The following is a 23,265-nucleotide window of genomic DNA, read 5'->3' on the forward strand; positions in this document are numbered from 1 at the left end:
ACCACTGATTGTCAGAGTAGGTAGCTTCTCATCAACAACATGTGGATATTTACCTGAAGGTATGGAGGTGTCCTCCACCGCATAGAGTTATTAGAAGTCACAAAAAATATTTTGATTTCGAAGAATAATGAAGACTCTTCCCTTAATCGAGCGAGCCTGTAAAGTTTTCTGTGTAACTGCCCGGATTAAATATATTCCGCTAAGCGTTCTTCGAACTCAATCATAAATCTATTCAGTGCTAGTTTCCAATGACGGGTCGGCATTGTCCACTTTTTCGATGCGGCCTGAATTGCCAGGTGGATTACCTTCTTCGCCGAGTCATCGGCTGGAAATAACTTCCGCTTTTTGATCGCTTTGCGAATGGCGTTATTCGTGTAAATCACTTTTCGTCTGTCCTCCGGGTAGTTGAACAGCGTGTTGAGATTCTGCCAATGGGCACTCCAGGAGCGGCTGATCCGGGGGTATTTGTTGTCCCATCGGTCAGAGAATTTATCCTGCGCCAGTAAGACTTCTTTCCCGGTGATGGACTGGTAACTCTTTTTCAAATCAACCGCCACAGGCTTGTAGTCTTTCCAGGGCACCTACTTCATCGAGTTCCGTAGCATATGCACAATACACAGCTGGACATTCGGAAAAGCCGTGTTGATTGCATCAGGAAAGCCCTTTAAGCCATCGACACAGGCAATCAAAATATCCTCCACACCGCGATTCTGAAGCTCTGTCAGCAGGTTCAGCCAGAGCCCCGAAATTCCTTGTGGCCTTCCAGGTTGACGCCCAAAGCGGGGTAAATTGCTTTGTTGATCATTTTCTTGTATTGCCGGATTTTAATGACAATGCTGTCCAGATAAACAACAGGCTGAATCGCATCCAGGGGGCGAGATTGCCATTCGACAACCTGCTCGATAACCACATCAGTAACTTTGGATATGAGTGTGGCGGAGACATCGGCTCCGTACATTTCCTTGAATGTCGTGACGATTTCGCGGGTCGTCATACCCTGAGCATACAAGAAGAGGATCTTGTCATCCATTGAGGTAAATCGACGCTGGTGCTTTTTAACCAGTCGGGGTTTAAAGCTGCCCGCTCTATCTCGTGGAGTATCCTGTTCAAACTGGCCATCCTCCGTTTGCAAGGTCTTGCCAGTAGTGCCGTTGCGGCTATTACTCGCTTCGGACTGTTCATGTTTGGCAAAGCCTGGATGATCACCCAGTTCAACGTTAGAGTGCTGCATCGACCGTGATTTTGGTCAGCATTGGCCGAAACTCGTTGAGATCTTCTTCAGTAGCGCCACAACCATTGAGTGGCGGTGTTGCTGGGCATACTCGATCGACTCAAAGAGATGCTGGTTCAGCCATTCATGTCGAACTGTTCTGTTAAAACGCTCCACGTACGCGTTCTGTTGCGGGTTGCCGGGCTGGATATAGTGTAACTTAATCCATTGTTTCTCTGCCCACTCCAATTGTAGTCGTCGATGACATTGAACGTCCTGAAGCTACGGCCATCGGCCAAGCTGTCATGCATAAAATCCATCGACCACATGATGTTAATTTGACGAGGTACAGCTAGCGCATCCGGCACGTCGCGCTTCAATCGACGTTTGGGCTTGATCCGCAAGTTCAGCTCAAACTCCCTGTATATGCGGTATACACGTTTATGATTGTAGGGGTAACCCTTCACATTGCGAAGGTACAAATAGCACAACCCGAAACCCCAGGTTCGATTGGTCATCGTCAATCGGAGTAACCAATCTGCAATCAGTGCGTTGTCGCTCGAATGCTTGGCCTGATAGCGATAGCAGGTCTCGCTGATACAGAATGCACGACAAGCCAGGCGTACCGACACGCCATCCTGCATAGCTGCGATCTTGGCCATCTCCTTGCGACGAGATGGCCTTACCACTTTTTTGCCAGGGCCTCCTTGACGATCTCCGCCTCTAATTTGGTCTCGGCGTACATCTTCTTGAGTCGCCGGTTCTCATCCTCGAGTTCCTTCATACGCTTCATGAGAGAGGCGTCCATGCCGCCGTATTTGGCGCGCCACTTGTAGAAGGTGGCACTGCTCATGCCATGCTCCCGGCACAGATCGGAAACTGGTGTGACAGTCTCAGCCTGCTCGAGAATAGCAATGATCTGGCTGTCCTTGAATCTTGATGTCTTCATGCAGAATCTCCTGCGTTCATATTTACGAGAAAATTCTACTTTTGGCGTCAGCTACTTCCCGGGGGGATTACCGCGGCAGCTGAATCAGCCCTCGATGATCTTGAGAAAGCCTGGGGCGATAAATACCCCATCGTGATTCAATCATGGCGCAAGAAGTGGGATAACTTATCCGTCTGTTTTCGTTATCCCGAGGACATTCGTCGAGTTATTTATACGACTAATTCTATTGAAGCAGTGCATCGACAATTCCAGAAATTGATAAAAACCAAGGACGGTTTTCCGAATGACAACAGCCTGCTCAAATTATTATACCTTGGCATTCAGAATGCCAGTAAGAAATGGACGATGCCCATTCGCAACTGGAACCTGACCTTGTCTCAACTGGCTATCTTCTTCGAAGGTAGACTTGATCTGTGATGGTATGGATTGAGTGCTTTTACGTTGACACAATATTTTGAACAGTCTCTCAATGAACGAGGTGTGCATTAAACTTCTATCAATACCTGATGGGAGATTAGCCATATCCGTTCAAAAACAGTATAAAACTGGGTATTTACGGCTTAACAAAGAAACCCGAAGGGTGCTGGTCCCTTCGGGTTTTCACATTACATTACAATACGACTGAATCAGGAATAATAACCTGACGAGATAATACTATCAGCTGATATCCAACTCTGGTCTATTGGCTGAATTGACCCGATCACGCAACTCTTTCCCCGGTTTGAAATGAGGCACATGCTTTCCTGACAGTACGACAGATGACCCCGTCTTGGGATTGCGTCCCTGACGTGGTGGACGATAGTGCAAAGAAAAGCTGCCAAAACCGCGTATCTCTATTCTTTCACCCGACGAGAGAGTCTGGCTCATCTGTTCCAACATACACTTGACCGCAAGTTCAATATCACGGTACGCAAGATGGCTCTGTTCTTTCGCGATGACATCAATGAGTTCAGATTTTGTCATTCTTTTATTATCCTCATTTCATAGCCGGAGCTCATAAGAGCCCCGGCTGGTCTCAGTCTAAAAATACGAAGGGTCTAAATTACTCTTCTGAATTACTGTCCATCTGGGCCTTGAGCAGATCACCAAGGGTCCCGGAAGAACTACTACTGGCTGAACCACTGGAGTAAGACTTGATAGCCGCCTGCTCTTCAGCATAATCCTTCGCTTTCATAGAGAGCATGATACTGCGGTTCTTACGATCAACGCCCATAAACTTGGCTTCGACCTCATCCCCCTCTTTCAGTGCTGTACGTGCATCTTCAATACGGTCACGGGATATCTCAGATACCCGGAGATAACCTTCAATACCTTCGGTCAGAGTGATAACAGCACCTTTTGCATCAACCTCTTTGATAATGCCCTTAACCACACTGCCTTTGCTATTAGTGGCAAGATAGGAAGAGAAAGGATCTTTATCGAGCTGCTTAAGACCCAGGGAGATACGCTCACGCTCAGGATCAACAGAGAGAACAACTGTCTCCAGCTCCTGACCCTTTTTGAAGTCACGAACAGCCTCTTCGCCATTCTCATCCCAAGAGATATCGGAGAGATGGACCAATCCGTCGATACCACCATCCAGTCCAATGAAGATACCGAAATCGGTAATGGATTTAATTTTACCGCTGACGTGATCGCCCTTATTAAAGTTAGAGGCGAAGTCATCCCATGGATTTGCACGGCACTGTTTCATTCCTAGAGAGATTCGACGGCGCTCTTCGTCAATATCGAGAACCATCACTTCCACTTCCTGGCCCAGCTCTACCAGCTTGGAGGGGTGGATATTCTTGTTGGTCCAATCCATTTCGGATACATGAACCAGACCTTCGACACCCTCTTCGATCTCAACGAAGCAGCCGTAGTCAGCAAGATTTGTAACCTTACCAAACAGGCGGGTATTCTCAGGGTAACGACGTGACAGGTTCACCCAAGGATCATCGCCCATCTGTTTCAGGCCAAGAGACACACGCTGTTTCTCACGATCGAACTTGAGTACTTTGACACTGATTTCATCACCGATCTCAACCACTTCAGAAGGGTGCTTGACCCGCTTCCAGGCCATATCGGTTATGTGCAACAGACCGTCGATACCGCCCAAGTCAACAAATGCACCGTAGTCGGTCAGGTTCTTGACGATACCCTTGATGGTGATTCCTTCCTGCAGACTTTCCAACAAAGCTTCGCGCTCTGCACTGTACTCTGTCTCAACCACGGCACGGCGGGAGACGACAACATTGTTGCGGCGCTGGTCCAGCTTGATGACCTTGAATTCCAGGTCCTTGCCTTCCAGATAGGTAGTATCACGGACAGGGCGCACGTCAACCAGCGAGCCCGGCAGGAACGCACGGATTTCACCAAGTTCGACGGTGAAGCCGCCTTTGACTTTACCATTAATACGACCCGTTACGGCCTCTTCAGCTTCGAAAGCTGTTTCCAAAACTTTCCAGGCGTGGTGACGCTTGGCCTTTTCTCGCGACAGGCGGGTGGATCCAAAGCCGTCTTCCACAGCATCCAGTGCAACTTCAACCTGATCGCCAACAACAACTTCGACTTCGCCGTCGAAGCTCATAAACTGGCTTTTTGGTATAACGCCTTCAGATTTGAGACCAGCATTTACGATTACTGAATCGTTAGTGATCTCAAGGACGGTACCAATGACAATAGCGCCGGAGCGCAGTTGGGTTTTGGCAATACTCTCTTCAAATAGTTCTGCAAAGCTTTCGGTCATGTGAAAATACCCTGAATCGGCTACGCCGATCATCACCGGCTTGGAAAAATCATACCGGTGGCTGGTTAAGTTAAAAAAACAAAATGGCCCAATAATTGGGCCCCCTTAAATCACAAGATCAGGATAAGCGCTACGCACCCTTTCCATCACCTGTTCAAGCACTTCGTCTATCGATAGTGCCGTTGATTCCACCTCCAGCGCCCCTTCCGGCGCCATCAGTGGAGCTGTACCGCGATTACGATCCCGCTCATCACGTTCATTGATTTCCGCAGCAAGATCGCCGAGACTAGCATTTAATCCTTTTTCTTTCAACTGGTTATAGCGACGCCATGCACGTTCCCCGGCACTGGCCGTGAGGTATATTTTAACCCCTGCGTCCGGGAATACCACTGACCCCATATCCCTCCCGTCTGCCACCAATCCAGGGGCACGCGCATAGTCCCGCTGCCACTCCAGCAAAGCACTTCTTACTTCCGGAACGGCAGCCACTTTCGATGCTGCATTGCCCGAAGATTCACTACGGATAGCGAGGGTGACCTCTTCACCATCAAGGAAGACTGCTCTCTGGCGAAATTCCACTTTCATGTTTCTAGCCAATTTAGTTAATTTATCGACCTGATCACTGCTGATACCGGCACGATCAGCCAAAATTACAAGCAAACGATAGAGCGCCCCACTGTCCAGACAGTGCCAACCCAAACGTTTTGCCACTCGCTCAGCAATCGTCCCCTTGCCAGAACCGCTGGGGCCATCGATGGTAATAACAGGGATCATCGCTCACCTTCTCTGTTTTCGTTGATCATCAGCCCAGCACCAGCCGCCAGTGCAACAAAACCCGGAAAAGAGGTATTCACATTGGCGCAATCGTCAATCACAATCTCATTTTCTGACTTTAGAGCCGCCATGGAGAAAGCCATGGCGATCCGGTGGTCACCATGACTATCGACACGACCACCCTTAATTATTCCACCCTGAATGATAATCCCATCCTGTGTAGCAGTTGCATCAACCCCAATCGCTGATAATCCATCCGCCATGACCTGAATCCGGTCGCTCTCTTTAACCCTCAACTCCTCAGCTCCGGTCAGCACGGTCTCACCCTCTGCGCAGGCAGCAGCGATGAAAATGGCCGGGAACTCGTCAATAGCTAGGTGAACCTGATCTTCCGGTATCCGGATTCCTTTCAAGGTGGCTGACCGAACCTGCAGATCAGCCACCGGCTCGCCACCCACATCCCGTCGGTTCATCACTTCGATATTAGCCCCCATCAGACGCAGTATATTGATCACGCCATCACGAGTGGAATTGATGCCGACATGCTCAAGAGTGAGATCCGATCCATCGGCAACCGCTGCACCCACCAGAAAAAAAGCGGAAGATGAGATATCTGCAGGTACGTCGATATCGCAAGCGGTAAGCCGTCCACCACCTGTAATACAGATTTTACTCCCCGTCCGTCTCACCGGATAACCAAATCCAGCGAGTATCCGCTCAGTATGGTCACGGGTGGGTGCCGGTTCGACCACACAGGTTTCACCATCAGCATAGAGACCCGCCAGCAACAGACATGACTTCACCTGGGCACTGGCGATCGGCATCTGATAATCAATCCCTTTTAAACTGCCGGCATCACTGATGGCAAGCGGTGCTGTTCCGTTTTCTCCCATCGTTATCTCTGCCCCCATTTTCGACAGAGGATCGGTAACGCGACTCATCGGACGACTGGAGAGAGAGACATCACCGGCAAGCGTGATATTCAGCCCCTGACCAGCAAGCAGTCCGGAGAGCAGGCGCATCGAGGTACCGGAATTTCCAAGGTCGAGAACCGCTTCAGGCTGCTTCAGTCCACTCATTCCTACACCTTGGATAACCACCTCTCCCTGATCAGGCCCTTCTATCTCCACGCCCATCTGCTGAAACGCCTTTAGCGTGGCCAGACTGTCATCGCCTTCAAGAAAACCGCTGATCCTGGTTGTTCCCTCAGCCAGAGAGCCCAACATAATGGAACGGTGGGAAATAGATTTATCACCGGGAACACGCAGCTTTCCGATGAGTCTTCCTCCAGGGCGGAGATGAAAGACGAGATTACCAACTGAACTCAAAACAGGCTCCGGGATAACGATAGGGATTCAGGGATGCAAATCTTAGCCGTTAAGAGCCTGTTTGACAAGGAGAAACAACAAGTTAGATCCATTACTGGTTGCTTCTCAGTACGCCCGCACGGCGGAGAGAGTCTTGAGTTTCAGCGATTACGTGATTCAACTCGGTGTTTCGGTCGCCAACGTGCAGGTAACGCCGTGAGTTCACCATCTCTATACAGTGTCTTACGCCCAATGTCTCTCATCACTCGGCCCAAGTACGTTTTAAGTTTTCTAGTCTGCCTCGCCGAACGCTTCATCTGCTGAGCATGAGAATATCGTCCTTGCATGATCAAGGCGTTCTTTCCTGCCTTGACATAACTCTGACGTCATTTGATGCCTCTCTTTTGAACTGCAGACACCAATAGGTCACGCATTTTATGGTAGAGCCTTGCATCTGTTGGAAAAGTGACAGTCGTTCTCTTGAACGGTGGTGTCCACATTGACGTGCTCTAACTCACGCAAGCTCATTGCTTTAGTATTCAGCGCTAGCTCGATGGTTTGTTTCAACAGCGCGTCAAGTTTACTACCGATTCGGTTGCGCCAGCGAACCAGGCTGGAGAAGTGTAAGGGGAGTTCGTGTTGCGGGTATTAAAATCCACAAAAGTACAGCCAATATGGGTTTTCAATCCAACGTTTCACAACGCTCTCATTGAAGATGTACTGTGAGATAATGCAGGTTCGCCAGCAAAGCGAGTGGGTAGCGGGGGACTGGTCTGATCCTCCCACTGTAAATGACATCAATGTCAACTTCAAGTTTTCCCCGTTCATTTTCTCGGATAACCGCACCAATGGGCGCGAGAGGTTTAAGATCTGAGGAAGTTGCGAGCGGAATAAATCAGCACTATTATCCGGGCTTTATGGTTTCACATTTGCAACATTTTGACGATGAAGGAGGCTCTTCTTGCAAGAAATTTCATCATAAACAGCTTATTAATTCATCTTTATCATGTAACTAAAATAATTCAGGAGCAACTATTTAGCTTTTCTTTATAAGAGTCACTCTGAATCAAGCGCGTAGAATGGAGAGAATCTCCTCGGTTTTGCCCTGCATTAGGTTCAAATCACCCTTGGACTCCACATTCAGGCGAACGACGGGCTCAGTGTTGGAGCAGCGGAGGTTGAAGCGCCACGACTCAAACTCCAAGCTGATGCCATCGGTACGGTCAATTTCCAATGCACTGCTCTGGAAATGATCAGTCACTCGCTGAATGGCGGCTTGAGGATCAGCCAGTTTGCTGTTGATCTCGCCAGAGGAGGGATAACAGGCTATCTGGTCATCAACCAGTGCGGACAGTGACTGACTTCTTTGGCAAAGCAACTCTGCCACCAAAAGCCAGGGAATCATGCCGCTATCGCAGTAGTAAAAGTCCCGGAAATAGTGATGGGCGCTCATTTCACCACCGTAGACGGCGTCTTCTTCCCGCATGCGCTCTTTGATAAAAGAGTGGCCTGCTTTGCTTAACACGGGTACCCCCCCGCTTTTTGTCACTATATCAATGGTGTTCCAGGTCAAACGTGGGTCATGAATAATTTTGCTTCCCGGGTAATTGCTGAGGAAGGCTTCAGCAAGCAGGCCCACTATGTAGTAGCCTTCGATGAACCGGCCCTGTTCATCAAACAGGAAGCAGCGGTCAAAATCACCATCCCAGGCGATCCCCATATCGGCTGAGTGTTTCAGTACAGCATCAATAGTGTCCTGGCGGTTCTCTTCCAGAAGGGGGTTGGGGATACCATTGGGAAAACTGCCATCCGGCTGATGGTGAAGTTTGATAAATTCCACCGGCACCTGAGCCGCCTGGAATCGTTGTTCGATTGCATCGATGATATGGCCTGCCACGCCGTTTCCGGCATTGACGACTAGCTTCAGTGGCTTGATCGCTGCCGCCTGGATATACCCCATCAAATGGTCGACATAGGCATCCAGTACCGATATCTCTTCATAGCGTCCATATTTGCTCGGATCGACAGCTGCAAAATCGTTCTCTCGCACTAGGCGCTCAATTTTATTCAGCCCGGTACCACTACTGATGGGTCTTGCTCCCTTACAGACCAGTTTCATACCATTGTAATTTTCAGGATTGTGGCTGGCTGTGACCACTATGCCACCACCCGTTTCCAGGTGAATAGTGGCAAAATAGACCTCTTCTGTGCCACAGAGGCCGATATCCAAGACATTGACACCTGACTCCTGAAGACCATTTGTGAGTGCCTGCTTGAGTGATTCAGTCGACAGGCGCATATCACCGCCGACAACCACAGAGACCGGTTTGACAGCGGCAGCATAGGCCCGGCCTATACGATAAGCGATATCTTCATTCAGCTCTGCACCGAGTTGGCCACGGATATCATAGGCTTTGAAACAAGCTATTTTATTCATTTTTTGGAGCTGTCCTAGTTAATCAGCTAACTTTACCTTTAACCTATTAATTCAGTTGTTTTAACTGACTTTAATTGGATCACTTTTGTTAAATCGCCATTCACACACCTTACAAAAGGGATGAAAAGAGTCTATTGATACACCGTTAAACTCTACGCATATGTCACTTTTCTTGGTTCCAAAAATTCTCTGTTCCGTTAATATGGTTAGGCTTGTTTGCGAATAGCTTGCTGTGGTTTATTCGATAGTGCTTAAATTCCTGGGACATCTGCACTATAGGGTAATCCCCCTATTATTAACCGAAGTTAAAAGCAGAGGTTAATGCGCAATCTGCGCAAGTCGTTATTTCGGTGTGTAACCACCCAGCGCCATATTCGGCCTTTGATGATTATATGTCCATAGCCACTTTGTGGCATAGTCTTGTACTTCAGCAATCGATTCCAAAGAGGTAATGGTTTAACCAGTCATACCTTACTGTTCGGCTGTAGCGTTCGATGTAGGCATTTTGTTGTGAATTCCCGGGTTGTATAAACAACAACTCCACATCATTGTCGGCAGACCATTTTGCTAACATACCGCTGATGTATTCCGGCCCATTGTCACAGCGTATTTGGCGAGGCTTGCCTCGCCACGCAATCAACCGATCCAAGGTGCAGACTACTCGTTCCGCGGGCAAGGATAAATCTACTTCGATCGCTAAGCCTTCGCGGTTGCAGTCATCAATAATATTGAACAGCCTGTAACTTCGCCCATCACCTAATTGGTCGTGCATAAAATCCATTGACCAAGTTTCATTAATGGTGGATGGCACAGCCAACGGCTGTGGCTTTTTCCGTTGAAGTCGCTTCCCGGGCTTGATCCGTAGGTTTAATTCCAGTTCTCTATAGATACGATAAACCCGCTTGTGATTCCAACCAAAGCCTTTCACATTGCGTAACTACATAAAACATAAGCCAAAGCCAAAGCCAAAGTTGCGTTGATTGTGCGTGAGTCGCAATAACCTGTCGGCTATCTCAGCATTTTCATTGCTGAGTTTAGCTTGATAACGGTAACAGCTTTCGCTGATACCCCAGGTCTCACAGGACAACCGAATACTCACTGCCTTGTCCAACACCGCTTGTTGTGCCAGATTACGTCACTGCCGAGGCCTTACCACTTTTTTTCAAGAGCCTCCTTGCGCAGCTCAGATTTGATGCGTTCTTCGGCATACATTTTCTTGAGTTGCCGGTTTTTGGCTTCAAGCTCTTTTAAACGAGACATCATGGATGCATCCATACTTACTGCGCCATTTGTAAAATGTCGCACTGCTCATGTCGTATTCACGGCACAGCTCAGGCACAGGGCTACCAGTCCCCGCCTGCTTTCGAATATCGCCATTATTTGGCTGTCTCTGTATCTCGATATTTTCATGCCAGAATCTCCTGCGTTCATATTGCGAGAAAATTCTACTTTTGGCATCAGCTACTTCCCGGGGGGATTACCGCCTGGAGCCAATCAAGGATCATCTGTGAGAAATATTGAACGCTGTTGTTTTGGAAGTAAGTAATGGTCCGGCAGGAGGTCCCAGCAGCCGAATCAAGATGATCAAGGTGCGTAGCAGAGGTTTCCGCAACAAGGAGCGGTTTACCAATGCAATCTTGGAGGGCTGAATCTTTATCCTGAGGGAGTGGTTGGGCGATACCGACCCTCTCGATTAGGGGAAGAGCCATTATTTTAGCCGCATAAAGCCATAAAATTATAGTAGTAAACTGGGCCGACCAATAATCGCAGTAAAACAGATCAATGGACTCTCAGTTTGAAGAACAACCCGATAAAAATATTCGATAACTTCCCATTTTATATGCTCTCTTGTTAAGATAGCCGCAACTGAGACTGCGGCTAAAAAATATATGTTTTTACACTACTTTCCGGTAAAGAACGGTAAAAATGCTGTGCATCGATTCTAACCATGATGTTCTCATATAAAATCAGGCATTTTATGGGTGTTACAGACTTGAACAGGACAAACTATTCTGGCGATGCTGTGCGCTTCGATTTTTTTGGAGCCAAGCATGTACACGTGTCAGCTTGTTTTTTCCAGGTGACCGACCATCTTCCAATGCATATATTCCAACGTTGCTCGCAACGCTACCGAGGCGAGCGGTATGTAAAACGATTTCGTTGTTTCAGCCAATCTCAGGATGGTATTCGCACAACTGACCTATCGGGAAAGCCTACGAGATATCGAAGCCTGTCTGCGAAGCTTTATCACATGGACATCCGCCCCTGGATCGTACACAGTATACTTTCCGATGCCAGCGAGCAACGCAATTGGTGCATCTATGCCGACTTCGCGCAAACCTTGATCCGAGTCGCCAGAACGCTTTATGCAAAAGAAGATCTCGATCTGGAACTCGACAACACCGTTTATGCACTCGACATTCTTCTATCCGGAACCAGGGCCTTCTATGGATTGAGGTTATGCAGATTTCCAACGGCTTTTCACCCTGCACATTGCAGGCGCTTTCTCCGTTATCCGCGCCAAATCCCATACTCTATTCTGTGCCAACGTTGCTACTCGACTAGCCTGAAGGGCAATCAGACCAGCGTAGCAACCGCCAAGGATGACCTGCAACCTTTACGCCATATCAAATATTGCGACAAGAACACAGAAAAGACATTCATCTTTCTGACCAACAACTTTGTCATACCAGCCCAGACTGTTGCCGACTTGTATCGTTATCACTGGCAGGTCAAATTGTTTTTCAAATGGATAAAACAGCACCGGCGCATCAAGTCATTCTTCGGTACTTCCGAGAATGCGGTGAAAACTCAGATATGGATTGCCATCTCTGTGTGCGTTCTGGTTGCTACCACCAAGAAGCTACTCAATATCAGCACCTGCCTCTACACAATTTTACAGATTTCGAGTCTTACACTTTTCGAAAAAATGCCTTTGGAACAAATACCTGCAAATTGCGATTACAAAAGCGAAGAGTGCGATAGAGTAATCAGTTGAATTTATTCGATAACTTAAGCGGACAGTAGTGATGTTCTTAGATAAATACTATTCTGAAGTTGGTACAAAAATTCAGTTCACCCGCCAGCAGGGAAGTGGGTTTGCCAAGGAAGTTGCCGACGATTTCAACCCGTTACATGATCTGGATGCAAAACTCTTCTGCGTGCCAGGCGATCTGCTGTTTGCCATTGCATTGGCAAAATGTGGACTGAGCCAGCGGATGCGTTTCACCTTTACCGGAATGGTTAGAGATGGCATTGCGCTAAATTTACCTGAAACAGCTCCTGATGCATTCGCCATTACTGATGATAATGATAAAAAATATGTGGATATCCGGCGTGAAGGCGACATTTCAAAAGAGGGTCAGCTAATAACTGACCTGACACGCAGCTATGTTGAGTTTTCCGGTCATGCATTTCCAAATATTCTTGTCCCACTGATGTCTGACAACCGCATCATGATAAATCCTGCCCGCCCGATGGTAATCTACCAAAGCATGGCCATTGACCTGAACCGCCTGGATATATCGAATCCAACACTGGAGTTTACCGGTTCAAGTCTTGAACTCAATGGGAAAAAAGGGAGTGCCCAACTCAACTTCTCCGTTAAAACCGGAGGAGAGATTGTCGGAACCGGCCATAAGCGTATGACTTTGCGTGGTCTGCGCGATTTTGATCAAGGTCTGGTGAATAAAATGGTGGATGGCTACAACGCGCATAAGCAGGAGTATTTTGGCTGGAGCAACAGTGGGTTGATTGATTAATCAAATTCCCTTTACTTACGCAGAATCCAAAGTAAACCTACCCCCCCGACGCCACCAATATCAACACGAAGGCCGCACCAGAAGCACTGAGCCCCTGATTAACCAAGGATGCCATGGCAGCATAGAGTAAAATCAAAGAAATCAGAGTTAAAGCAAAGAAAATCAATAAGTTATTCATTTTTATTAATCCAGATTATATGCTAATCGGTAGATCAAGGTATAGCCCGCATGTCTTTCCCCCTCCTCCAGCCGGGCTGAAAATAAACTGATTTAAAAACATAAAACTGCAAGAATCGAGCTAAAATCAGTGGGAGGGTAGCATCTTTTCGCTTGAGATCCAGCAACCTCTGAAACCTGCCCTCTGCGATCGCAACATTTGTGCTAAACAGGTGCTGACTAACAACCCATGGGCTAATTCATGACCAAACAGACTGCAAGAGCATCTACAGTGGATCAGAGCTTTCAAAATGGCGCTAAAGCATCGCCTGATCATTGGTATGCCACCGCCACTGATGACGTACTGCGAATCCTTGAAACCAGCACCCATGGCCTGTCCGCGTCAGAAGCAAAGCTGCGCCTTGGAAAACATGGAGAGAACAGACTTCCTGAAGCTAGGCCACGTGGGCCTTTATTGCGTTTTCTATCCCAATTTCACAATGTTCTGATTTACGTCTTGATCGGTGCCGGCGTTGTAACCATGCTGCTCAAACACTGGATAGATGCCAGCGTGATATTTGGCGTGGTTCTGATCAATGCAGCGATTGGCTTCATTCAGGAAGGCAAGGCAGAAAACGCCTTGCGTGCAATACGGCAGATGCTCTCACCCCATGCGATGGCATACCGGGACGGAAAACGTATCACCATTTCAGCCACCGAACTGGTACCGGGTGATGTTGTTGCATTGCAGTCAGGTGACCGCGTGCCTGCTGATTTGAGGCTATTCAAGATCAAGAACCTGCAAATCCAGGAGTCAGTGCTCACCGGAGAGTCAGTAGCGACTGAAAAAAACACCCAACCTGTTGCTGCTGATGCAGTACTCGGAGACCGTTTCAGCATGGCCTATTCAGGCACCTTAGTAACCTATGGCCAGGGGACAGGCGTGGTCGTCACCACCGGAAGCCAAACTGAAATTGGCTGTATCAGCACATTGGTTTCCGGGGTTGATGTCATCACCACGCCAATGTTACGCCAGATAGCCCGGTTCGGGCGTTGGCTTACCGCCGCCATTCTAGCCATTGCCACAATCACTTTTGCCTTTGGTGTATTGATTCGCCAATACGCCGCCGCCGATATGTTTACCGCCGTTGTCGGTCTGGCCGTAGCTGCAATCCCGGAAGGCTTGCCCGCCATTATGACGATCACCCTCGCAATTGGTGTACAGCGTATGGCCCAGCGCCGCGCCATCATTCGCCGGCTTCCCGCAGTCGAAACACTGGGAGCAGTTGGTGTGATCTGCTCCGACAAGACCGGCACACTGACTCGTAACGAGATGACGTTGCGCAGCATCATCACCGCTGACAACCACTTCCATATTGAAGGCACAGGCTATGATTTTCATGGTGCCTTTCTCCGGGAGCAGGTAGAGATCTCACCTGACGACTACCCTTCCCTGCTGGAGACGATCAGGGCCGCAATTCTCTGTAATGATGCAACACTTGAACGGCAAGGGGACCTTTGGCAAGTCCATGGCAATCCAATGGAAGGTGCCCTGCTCGTCGCCGGCCACAAGGCAAACATGGAGCCTGAACAGGAGAGCAAACGCTATCCACGCACTGATTTGATTCCGTTTGAAGCCCAACACCGCTTCATGGCAACACTGCATCACAGCCATACCGGTGAGGCCTGGATCTTTCTGAAGGGAGCACCGGAGCAAGTGTTGGATCTGTGTTTGCAACAGCGCAGTGACAATGGCAACCAACCCATTGATCCAGCCTATTGGGAGCAACAGACCGAGACATTGGCAACCAAAGGGCAACGCGTCCTTGCCGTCGCGTTCAAGCCGGCAGCAAGCCATCAGACAGAACTTGATTTCACAGATGTTGGAAGCGGTATGGTGTTATTGGGGCTGCTTGGCTTAATTGACCCTCCCCGGGAAGAGGCGATTAGCGCAATTGCAAAATGTCAGGCGGCCGGCATTCGGGTAAAGATGATTACAGGAGACCACGCCACCACGGCCCAAGCCATAGCTTGGCAATTGAACCTGAAAAATAGAGAGGATGTTCTCACGGGTAAACATCTCGATACCATGAGTGAAGATGAGTTACAGGCACAGGTCTGGAAAGTCGATATTTACGCAAGGGTCAGTCCAGAGCACAAACTTCGCCTGGTACATCTGCTTCAGTCTCATGGCGCGGTTGTAGCAATGACGGGAGACGGGGTCAACGATGCACCAGCGCTGAAACGGGCGGATGTAGGCACTGCTATGGGACAAGCGGGTACTGAAGCGGCGAAAGAGGCTTCTGAAATGGTATTGGCCGACGATAATTTCGCCTCTATCGCCTACGCTGTCGAGGAGGGAAGGACCGTCTACGACAATCTGAAAAAAGCCATCCTGTTTATACTTCCCACCAATGGTGGTGAAGCCTTGGTCATCATGACCGCTATCCTGTTAGGCTTTCAAGAGCTCCCTCTGACACCTGCACAGATACTCTGGGTCAACATGATCACTGCGGTCACCCTGGCCTTGGCCCTGGCCTTTGAGCCGGCCGAGCACGACGTAATGAAGCGGCCGCCCCGCAATCCCCGGGAAGCGATACTGAGCCGCCTGTTGCTTTGGCGTATTGCATTTGTCTCATTGATTATAACGGCCGGCTGCTTCGGCCTGTTTTTCTGGGAGATGGAACAGGGCTCCAGCATAGAGCGTGCACGCACCGTGGCGGTAAACACCTTGGTGATGTTTGAGATTTTTTATCTCTTTAACTCCCGTTATATTTCAGCCCCGGTACTCAATATCCAGGGTCTGCTTGGAAATCGTTATATTCTGATCGCGGTCGCGATTCTGATACTGTTCCAACTTCTCTTCACCTACTGGGCTCCCATGCAGATGCTGTTTGGCACCAGTTTCATCGAGCCTCTGATCTGGCTCCGTATCATCCTGGTTGCATCGACAGTGCTATTCCTGGTGGAGATAGAGAAAAGCCTGATCCGAAAGTTTATGAGAAATGGCCGCCACTAATGCACTTCGGCCTCCCATAGCACCGATGCTATGGGAGAAACAAATTCTTACTGTTCTAAATAGTGACCAGTTCAACCAACCATTGGTAAAAGCCATGCAATCGAGTTTTTGATCATCAAGATCGACTTGAACTCCTTGAGCAACTGGGACACCCGTTGCCAAAGCTGGAAAGGATCTTAGACTGGGAGGCTTTTCTGGCGTTGCTGGGATCAGTCTGCAAAAACAGTGATCCCAGTAAAAGTGGGCGTCCACCTTGCGATGCGGTACTGATGTTCAAGGTGTTGGTCTTACAGCATTTATTCAATCTGAACGATGATCAAACAGAGTTTCAAATTCGGGATCGCTATAGCTTTTATCGTTTTCTTGGGCTGAGCTCGGAGGATAAGGTGCCCAATGTCAAAACGGTTTGGGTGTATCGTAAGTGCCTGAAAGAACGGGGCCTTGTTGATAAACTTTTTTCAGAGCTATTAATCCAGATTGATGCAGCAGGCTTCAGCGTTTGCAAGGGGCAGATTGTAGATGCCGCTATATACGCGAGACGAAAATAGGCAGATCAAAATCGGGGGTAGCCCTGAGGCATGGGGTGATAACAAACGCCGCCAGAAGGGTGTTGAAGCCCGCTGGACCATGAAGCATGGTAAAATCCACTATGGGTACAAAAACCACATCGGCATAGACCGGAAGCACAAAGTCATTCGCAAGTACGCCATCACATCAGCAGAAGTTGACGAGGAACTGCGGGGTGAGAACAACAGTAATGGCAGTGTCTGGGCCGATTCTGCTTACCGCAGTGTAAAACGAGAAGCCGCTTTAACGGGTGTGCATTACCGTAGTCAGATTCATCGTAAGTCGACACGCAAACGCCCCTTGAACAAACGGGAGCAAGAAGCAAACCGAAAACGATCAAGAGTTCGGGCTCGAGTTGAGCACGTGTTTGCCCAGCAGGCCAATCGACCAGTACGTAGTATCGGGAAAGTCAGGCCCGGCATGAAGATCGGTATGATGAATTTGGTGTACAACATGCGTCGATTGGTGTGGCTGGTCGGATGAAGCGAGGTATGTATATGGATGTTGCCAGAAAAATCAGTGTAAAAACGCCAAACTCGCCAGAGACTATCAGACTTTGTCAAGTTTTTAAAGGTTCCCTTTAGGAAAGTAATGACGTAACAGCCTAATTGGTATTTTCATTGGTGCCCCATTACCAGGGTGGAATAAAGATCGAGTTATAACTGAAAGTGGTGTTTGAAGGGAATTGAAAAAAAGCGGGGTATCTGGTTGATTTGTTGTTGCGAGACATCAAAACAACCATTGAAGATACGCCACCATGAGTAAGAATAACGTTGTTAAGCTGGCAGGTCGAGATACGATTATCGATCCGCTGACAGAGTTGCTGAGAAGCGGTGCAGAGCAGTTGATCTACCAGGCGGTGAAGGCCGAGCTGCTGGAGCTGTTGGCGGAGCACGTCGAGCGACGGACAGAGGATGGCAAGGCGGGTGTGGTGCGTAATGGTCACCTGCCAGCTCGTAAACTGCAGACAGGATTGGGGCCAGTCACGGTCAAGATCCCCAAAGTTCGCGCGAAGACCGGCGAGCCGGTGACGTTCCGATCAGCTCTGGTGCCGCCGTATGTACGCAAGACGAAGTCACTGGAAGCGGCGCTGGCGTGGCTCTACCTGAAGGGGATTTCCAGTGGAGAGATGGGTGAAGCCCTGAAAGTGCTGGTGGGTCCGGATGCAACAGGCTTGTCGGCCGGCAGGGTATCGCGTCTGAAGCAGGTCTGGGCAGAAGAATATCGGAGCGGGTGCGAGGAGCGCCTGGATAAGGACCATTGGGTGTATGTGTGGGCAGACGGTGTCTACAGCGGACAGAGAGCAGAGCAGACGAAGCTGTGTGCCCTGGTGGTGATCGGCATGAATGAGCGTGGTGAGAAGCATTTTCTGGCAATTGAAGATGGTGTGCAGGAATCCACACAGCTGGCGGGAGGTACTGTTGAAACTGAAGTCACGCGGACTGACCCCGCCAAAATTGGCGATCGGTGACGGTGCCATGGGATTCCGGGCTGCGCTGGAGGAAGTGTATCCGGAGACGCGCCAGCAGCGCTGCTGGATGCACAAGACCATGAACATGCTGAACTACCTGCCAAGGTCAGCTCAGCCGAAAGCGCAGCAGGCACTGCATAACATCTGGCAGTCGGAGACCCAGGCCGATGCGGAAAAGGCCTTTGATCTGTTTATCAAAACGTATGAGCCAAAGTATCCGAAGGCTGCCATCTGTCTGCACAAAGACCGAGAGGAACTGATGGCTGTCTATCGCGTGACGGCATGCTACACATGATGTTCAAACTCGGCCGGTGTGCCGAGAAGACGTGGAGACGATTACGGGGTTTCGATTATCTGGCGAAGGTGATAACCGGAACCAAATTTAAAGAGGGTGTTGAGGTAGCAGGAGTCGATCAGGTCGCCGCTTGATTCAACTGGCTAAACACCAGATTTGACTATAACTCGAGACCTAGGATATCAGCGAAAGCGAGCCTGTAAAGTTTTCTGTGTAACTGCCCGGGTTAAATATATTCCGCTAAGCGTTCTTCGAACTCAATCATAAATCCATTCAGTGCTGGTTCCCAATGACGGATCGGCGTTGTCCACTTTTTCGATGCGGCCTGGATTGCCAGATAGATTACCTTCTTTGCCGAGTCATCGGTTGGAAATAATTTCCGTTTTTTGATCACTTTGCGAATGACGCTGTTCAGTGACTCAATGGCGTTGGTCGTGTAGATCACCTTTCGTCTGTCCTCCGGGTAGTTGAACAGCGTGTTCAGGTTCTCCCAATGGGCACTCCAGGAGCGGCTGATCCGGGGGTACTTATTGTCCCACCGGTCAGAGAATTTATCCAGCGCCAATAAGGCTTCTTCCTCGGTGATGGACTGGTAAATCTTTTTCAAATCAGCCGTGACAGGCTTGTAGTCTTTCCAAGGCACGTACTTCATCGAGTTCCGTACCATATGCACGATACAGAGCTGGATCTGGGTATCCGGAAAGGCCGTGTTGATGGCATCAGGAAAGCCTTTTAAGCCTTCGACACAGGCAATCAAAACATCCTTCACACCGCGGTTTTGAAGCTCTGTCAACACGTTCAGCCAGAATTTAGCCCCCTCATTCTCCGATAGCCACATCCCTAATAATTCCTTGTGGCCTTCCAGGTTAACGCCCAGAGCGAGGTAAATCGTTTTATTGATCACTTTACTTGTCTTGCCTGATTTTAACGACAATGCAGTCCAGATAAACAATAGGATAAATCGCATCCAGGGGGCGAGATTGCCATTCAACAACCTGTTCGATAACTGCATCAGTGACTTTGGATATGAGTGTGGCAGAGACATCGGCCCCATACATCTCCTTGAATGTCGTGACGATTTCGCAGGTTGTCATATCTTGGGCATACAAGAAGAGGATCTTGTCATCCATTGAGGTAAATCGACGCTGGTGCTTTTTGACCAGTCGGGGTTTAAAGCTGCCCGCTCTATCTCGTGGAGCATCCTGTTCAAACTGGCCATCCTCCGTTTGCAAGGTCTTGCCAGTAGTGCCGTTGCGGCTATTACTCGCTTCGGACTGTTCATGTTTGGCAAAGCCAAGATGATCATCCGGTTCGACGTTGAGTGCCGCATCGACCGTGATTCTGGGCAGCATTTGCCGAAACTCGTTGAGATCTTCTTCAGTTTTGATGTTGTTAGCGGCCGCCTGGGCTATCGCCTGGAGCTCTCCCTTGTTTGGGTTTAATGATAGGCAGTTACACAGAATTTAGGTCTGTCTTATCGGCAAAGTAAACATCCATGCCTGTGGCATCTTCAATTTTCTTGAACTGAGCACATTCTTTACCGTTATCAACCATCAGGATTTCACACCATTTCTCTGGCGTAATCTTAAAGGCACTTGTTGTCGCCAGATAAAAAGTATCTGCCGATTTGTCGCTCAGTTTAGCGGCAACCAGTACGCAGCTCTTTCTTTCCACATGGGTGGCGATGCCACCTGAGCCTTTAGCTCCCTCAACACTATGTGGCCAAAGTGACGACGATTGCCAATACTCAAAGGGCGATCATGGATCGCTGACGCGATGGGGTATCAAACCACCTCCAACCCGTATTGCCGCTGTCTTCGACGCTTTTTGTGCCGCCTCAGTAGATTTGGCTAAAGAGAACCGACTTGTGCAGCATCCTTGTATATCCATCGATAGATTAATCCGCAGACATACACTTCGAGGGTGATCTGGCTTGAGACATCCAGCCATTGTTTCCGGTGACCAATTCTTCCGTAACCGCTTGATGACATAATGTCAGGAGTTTTTTTATGTGATCGCCTGCGAGTGTGCCTCGGTTTCTTGCATTGAGCCATCCACGTTCCTGTGCAAACTCGTCCCGAAAAATCCTTTTTGCCACTAGTGAAATCGAACCTTTTGTCTCTTTTTGTCGGCAATCTCCCTTTGGCACTGTCCCAGGCCAATCAGGATATTCGCGTCATACTGCCAGCGTATCCACAGGCGGTGGCCAAAGCCATTCCGTTAGAACCTATCGCAAAACTCCAACTGCTGCTTTAATTAGTCGATCCTGAAATATTCATTCCAGGCACTTAATAATACTGTTGTTTCTGTTTTGCAAACAGGAACAACAGTATGGACATGATATTTTTCAGCACAAAAATAACCTCCCTCATCCATTTTCTGAAGTTGAAGGCAGCCGCCGCCATAAGCAAGTTAATCTGATCCCCGGCAAAGCCTTTAAGAAAGTTCCTTTTTAGCCTGTGGTCACTCTTTAAGTGACCACAGGCTCAATGCCAGCTCGTCTTCTGAAACGTTTTCTGGCTAATGCCATGGCTTCTTCTGAGGTATTCTTCCTAGCAGGCTTTGGCGTTACTATCTGGGTGTCATTAACCTTTGATTTGCCCCGATAACCTCGATCAGCAATACCCACTTTGGGTACTCGATTGATGAGACGTTTCACCTGTGCCAAGACCTCAGGTACGGTGTGACCATCAAATACATTCTTCTCAAAAGCCAGGGCACCAATCACAATGCCCGCGTCCCTTGTGGTGGTGATTGATGCCTTGGTGCCAAACTCATAACGCTGCTGGGCCTTGCCTTTGCTCATACAGTAAACATGAGGTTCATGTAGGCTGTACAACTTGTTTTTATCAGCACGCTTCTGATTCAGCATGCGCTGGTACAGGGCGAACTTTTCTGCATAGAATTTCTGTTGTTCTCCGGTCATCTTACGCTGTATTTCACGCAGTAATCGGCCGCTGATGGTCTTTAATCGCTTGACGGCCTTACGTGCCTTTTTACGATTCCTCGGATGCGTGGCAAATCGGGTGGGGAGCTTGAGAATTTTTACTTCCTTCTCATGGCTTCGACTGAGCACGATACCTTCTGCTCGGGCCATCTTGAGTAACTGCCCGTGTATCTTTCGGTACTGCTTTGCATCAGTTGGAAAGGTAATGTTTTTCTCTTGTACGGTAGTGTCGATACACATTTCATCTTCGATCGCCTTTTCTTGATGTAAGGCGATAAGGCAGCCAGGACCTTTTCAAAACCTTCGTTGCCAATACGCTTTCTGAAGTAAGTCAGGTCGGAGGGGTCACAAGGAAGTTGCCATTGGAATTCGATCTCACCCGTAAAACTCGGGTAGTAGGGATTTTGTATCCAGCGTTGAATCAGAACCTCGTCACTGAGATCTTCCAGATGCTTGAGTATCGAGAGGCCCACCATTAGGCGGATCGGTTTTGAGGGCTTTCCAAGATGAGAATAAAGCGGGGCAAATTCAGCATCAAAATATGACCAGTCTATCTGTCTGGCCAATAGCAAAAGTGGATGCTTGGGGTTCAGCTGATCCAGTAAGTTCTGGTGCAGGAAACTTTGCTGGTTGGGATTGGCTGTCTTGGATTTGCTCAATTATCCACCTCTGTTTCGTCCAGTTTTTCTCTGCTTTTACCCCTTTCTCGGACGTTTATTTTATCAAATTTAGACGTTTATTTCATATAAATCATTGCATTATGAATATTTCAGGGTCGACCAATTAATCAGACGATGGCCTAGAGTTACCAAAGTCGAGCGGGCATACGGATTCAACTTCACGGAAGCTCAACCGTAAGTTCGCAACAAATCCGTACAGTTGTTTGTAAAAGGGTATGGGCTCTTTTTGAAAACTTACAATCGACGGCAATAGATGACTAGCCCGTCAGACAGCCTGAGTGGCTGTGGTGTCGCCCGTGCCGGTTATGCCGTTAAACTCATTCAGATAAACTAGACTTGGTTTGAAACTGGCCATTTTTGCTTCATCCAACCCAGCGTAGGCGCAAATAATCACCCGATCACCGGGAGATGCCTTATGCGCGGCTGCACCATTAACTGAAATGATCCTGGAGCCTCTCTCTGCCTCAATAGCATAAGTAGTAAAACGCTCGCCATTCGCGATGTTATAGATCTGAATCTGCTCATATGGAAGGATACCCGAACTCTCCATCAAATCCCGATCAATGGCACAAGAACCTTCATAATCCAGTTCTGAGTGAGTGACGCAAGCACGGTGCAGTTTGCACTTTAAAACGGTTAATTGCATTGAAGTCAGATTCCTTTAAAATAATGGCCCCGCAAATTATGCGCGAATTAACGGCTACATTTCAATGTAGCATTGGTCTTTCATCGAACATTTTCTCGTAGACAGCGCATGATTATAGAAAGCTGAGCACCATACTACTATATTACTCAATTGTCTTATTTACTATGGCGAATTCAAGTTGTAAGTGCAACTCTGCTTGACGAAGTAGAAGGGAAGCCGCGGTAGCACCAAGGCGTTCTCTATCCGGCAAGAAAGAAGAGCACCATTAAGATACACACAGATCACCCAGGAAGAACGATATCAGATTCCTGCCCTGTT

The 23,265-nt window shown here is 48.6% G+C and carries 12 protein-coding genes and 9 pseudogenes; 8 read left to right on the forward strand and 13 right to left on the reverse strand.

Features of this window, described 5'->3' with window-relative positions; translation table 11 throughout:
* Positions 1 to 185: 185 nt before the first annotated feature.
* Positions 186 to 1,283: pseudogene (locus MN084_RS07700) on the reverse strand (IS256 family transposase); the annotation flags it as partial.
* Positions 1,279 to 2,159 (reverse strand): annotated as a pseudogene (locus MN084_RS07705) (IS3 family transposase). The pseudogenes MN084_RS07700 and MN084_RS07705, both read right to left, overlap by 5 nt.
* 75 nt (positions 2,160 to 2,234) lie before the next feature.
* On the opposite strand from MN084_RS07705, the pseudogene MN084_RS07710 reads away from it, so the two are divergent.
* Positions 2,235 to 2,576, forward strand: a pseudogene (locus MN084_RS07710) (transposase); the annotation flags it as partial.
* Between the two features lie 240 nt (positions 2,577 to 2,816).
* Here MN084_RS07710 and ihfB read toward each other — a convergent pair.
* The 7 genes and pseudogenes from ihfB to MN084_RS07745 form a co-directional block, all read right to left on the reverse strand.
* Positions 2,817 to 3,122, reverse strand: coding sequence for an integration host factor subunit beta (gene ihfB / locus MN084_RS07715; protein WP_241087372.1), 306 nt, complete (start codon positions 3,120 to 3,122; stop codon positions 2,817 to 2,819).
* A 79-nt stretch (positions 3,123 to 3,201) separates the two neighbouring features.
* Positions 3,202 to 4,887 carry a 30S ribosomal protein S1 gene (rpsA, locus tag MN084_RS07720; protein WP_241087371.1) on the reverse strand — a complete coding sequence of 562 codons (1,686 nt, stop codon included), beginning with the start codon at positions 4,885 to 4,887 and terminating at the stop codon, positions 3,202 to 3,204.
* Between the two features lie 105 nt (positions 4,888 to 4,992).
* Positions 4,993 to 5,661, reverse strand: coding sequence for a (d)CMP kinase (gene cmk / locus MN084_RS07725; protein WP_241087370.1), 669 nt, complete (start codon positions 5,659 to 5,661; stop codon positions 4,993 to 4,995).
* On the reverse strand, positions 5,658 to 6,989 hold the full coding sequence (gene aroA / locus MN084_RS07730) for a 3-phosphoshikimate 1-carboxyvinyltransferase (protein WP_241087369.1): 1,332 nt from the start codon (positions 6,987 to 6,989) through the stop codon (positions 5,658 to 5,660). Before aroA ends, cmk begins: the two co-directional genes overlap by 4 nt.
* Before the next feature lie 1,045 nt (positions 6,990 to 8,034).
* The gene (locus MN084_RS07735) at positions 8,035 to 9,405 is read right to left on the reverse strand and encodes a phosphomannomutase CpsG (protein WP_241087368.1); all 1,371 of its coding nucleotides are present in this window, start codon (positions 9,403 to 9,405) and stop codon (positions 8,035 to 8,037) included.
* A 60-nt stretch (positions 9,406 to 9,465) separates the two neighbouring features.
* Positions 9,466 to 9,664, reverse strand: a pseudogene (locus MN084_RS07740) (IS1595 family transposase); the annotation flags it as partial.
* An 83-nt stretch (positions 9,665 to 9,747) separates the two neighbouring features.
* A pseudogene (locus MN084_RS07745) lies at positions 9,748 to 10,815 on the reverse strand (IS3 family transposase).
* A 107-nt stretch (positions 10,816 to 10,922) separates the two neighbouring features.
* Between MN084_RS07745 and MN084_RS07750 the strand changes: the two are divergent.
* The 6 genes and pseudogenes from MN084_RS07750 to MN084_RS07780 all read left to right on the forward strand — a co-directional run bounded on the left by MN084_RS07750 (position 10,923) and on the right by MN084_RS07780 (position 18,808).
* On the forward strand, positions 10,923 to 11,054 hold the full coding sequence (locus MN084_RS07750; protein ID WP_241087367.1) for a transposase: 132 nt from the start codon (positions 10,923 to 10,925) through the stop codon (positions 11,052 to 11,054).
* Between the two features lie 299 nt (positions 11,055 to 11,353).
* Positions 11,354 to 12,403 carry a transposase gene (locus MN084_RS07755; protein WP_445083916.1) on the forward strand — a complete coding sequence of 350 codons (1,050 nt, stop codon included), beginning with the start codon at positions 11,354 to 11,356 and terminating at the stop codon, positions 12,401 to 12,403.
* A gap of 31 nt (positions 12,404 to 12,434) precedes the next feature.
* Positions 12,435 to 13,166, forward strand: coding sequence for a DUF3581 family protein (locus MN084_RS07760; protein WP_241087365.1), 732 nt, complete (start codon positions 12,435 to 12,437; stop codon positions 13,164 to 13,166).
* Between the two features lie 418 nt (positions 13,167 to 13,584).
* Positions 13,585 to 16,341 carry a cation-transporting P-type ATPase gene (locus MN084_RS07765; protein WP_241087364.1) on the forward strand — a complete coding sequence of 919 codons (2,757 nt, stop codon included), beginning with the start codon at positions 13,585 to 13,587 and terminating at the stop codon, positions 16,339 to 16,341.
* 143 nt (positions 16,342 to 16,484) lie between these two features.
* A pseudogene (locus MN084_RS19520) lies at positions 16,485 to 17,391 on the forward strand (IS5 family transposase).
* A 274-nt stretch (positions 17,392 to 17,665) separates the two neighbouring features.
* Positions 17,666 to 18,808, forward strand: a pseudogene (locus MN084_RS07780) (IS256 family transposase).
* 92 nt (positions 18,809 to 18,900) lie between these two features.
* Here MN084_RS07780 and MN084_RS07785 read toward each other — a convergent pair.
* Positions 18,901 to 20,086: pseudogene (locus MN084_RS07785) on the reverse strand (IS256 family transposase).
* Between the two features lie 40 nt (positions 20,087 to 20,126).
* Entirely contained in the window at positions 20,127 to 20,348 is a 222-nt protein-coding gene (locus tag MN084_RS07790) for a hypothetical protein (RefSeq protein WP_241087361.1), read from the reverse strand.
* A 426-nt stretch (positions 20,349 to 20,774) separates the two neighbouring features.
* On the opposite strand from MN084_RS07790, the gene MN084_RS19525 reads away from it, so the two are divergent.
* On the forward strand, positions 20,775 to 20,930 hold the full coding sequence (locus MN084_RS19525) for a hypothetical protein (protein WP_445083953.1): 156 nt from the start codon (positions 20,775 to 20,777) through the stop codon (positions 20,928 to 20,930).
* 32 nt (positions 20,931 to 20,962) lie between these two features.
* Here MN084_RS19525 and MN084_RS19530 read toward each other — a convergent pair.
* Both MN084_RS19530 and panD read right to left on the reverse strand, forming a co-directional pair.
* Positions 20,963 to 22,280, reverse strand: a pseudogene (locus tag MN084_RS19530) (IS5 family transposase).
* Between the two features lie 286 nt (positions 22,281 to 22,566).
* On the reverse strand, positions 22,567 to 22,947 hold the full coding sequence (gene panD, locus MN084_RS07805; RefSeq protein ID WP_241087358.1) for an aspartate 1-decarboxylase: 381 nt from the start codon (positions 22,945 to 22,947) through the stop codon (positions 22,567 to 22,569).
* Between the last annotated feature and the right edge of the window lie 318 nt (positions 22,948 to 23,265).

Origin of the sequence: Candidatus Vondammii sp. HM_W22, from assembly GCF_022530855.2 — a bacterium.
Classification (GTDB): Bacteria; Pseudomonadota; Gammaproteobacteria; order Chromatiales; family Chromatiaceae; genus Vondammii.

Coding starts and splice junctions, on each gene's coding strand:
- cmk (WP_241087370.1), bottom strand. CDS start 5,661: ATGATCCCTGTTATTACCATCGATGGCCCCAGCGGTTCTGGCAAGGGG.
- MN084_RS07765 (WP_241087364.1), top strand. CDS start 13,585: ATGACCAAACAGACTGCAAGAGCATCTACAGTGGATCAGAGCTTTCAA.
- MN084_RS07760 (WP_241087365.1), top strand. CDS start 12,435: ATGTTCTTAGATAAATACTATTCTGAAGTTGGTACAAAAATTCAGTTC.
- panD (WP_241087358.1), bottom strand. CDS start 22,947: ATGCAATTAACCGTTTTAAAGTGCAAACTGCACCGTGCTTGCGTCACT.
- ihfB (WP_241087372.1), bottom strand. CDS start 3,122: ATGACAAAATCTGAACTCATTGATGTCATCGCGAAAGAACAGAGCCAT.
- MN084_RS07755 (WP_445083916.1), top strand. CDS start 11,354: ATGATGTTCTCATATAAAATCAGGCATTTTATGGGTGTTACAGACTTG.
- MN084_RS07735 (WP_241087368.1), bottom strand. CDS start 9,405: ATGAATAAAATAGCTTGTTTCAAAGCCTATGATATCCGTGGCCAACTC.
- rpsA (WP_241087371.1), bottom strand. CDS start 4,887: ATGACCGAAAGCTTTGCAGAACTATTTGAAGAGAGTATTGCCAAAACC.